Here is a 252-nt window from a genome sequence, read left to right as displayed (position 1 = left end):
GGGAATATTCGGGCCGGACAAATCATTGCCGTGGAGCCCACTGCCGCAAGTTATTACGCATTTAATTTTGGCTTTGGCAAAGGTTTTATCGATAAAGGTCATCTCGAGCCGGTTCAGGGGCGACAAAAAGTTGAAGACGGTTTGGGCGACCTCAACAAGCCGCTGAGTAATCAGAACTTAGTTACCTGGAAAGATACGCCGGTCTATAACGCGCCGAGTGCGGGAAGTGCGCCATTTGGGGTACTGGCGGAC

The 252-nt window shown here is 51.6% G+C and carries 1 protein-coding gene; it reads left to right on the top strand.

Translation table 11 applies throughout. The features are described 5' to 3' along the window. A partial coding sequence (locus tag SB756_RS32930) for a hypothetical protein (RefSeq protein ID WP_410913617.1) occupies positions 1-252 on the top strand: 252 nt, incomplete at both ends.

Origin of the sequence: Pseudomonas sp. SIMBA_068, from assembly GCF_046534705.1 — a bacterium.
GTDB lineage: Bacteria > Pseudomonadota > Gammaproteobacteria > Pseudomonadales > Pseudomonadaceae > Aquipseudomonas > Aquipseudomonas putida.
This window is presented reverse-complemented; position numbering and strand designations above follow the sequence as displayed.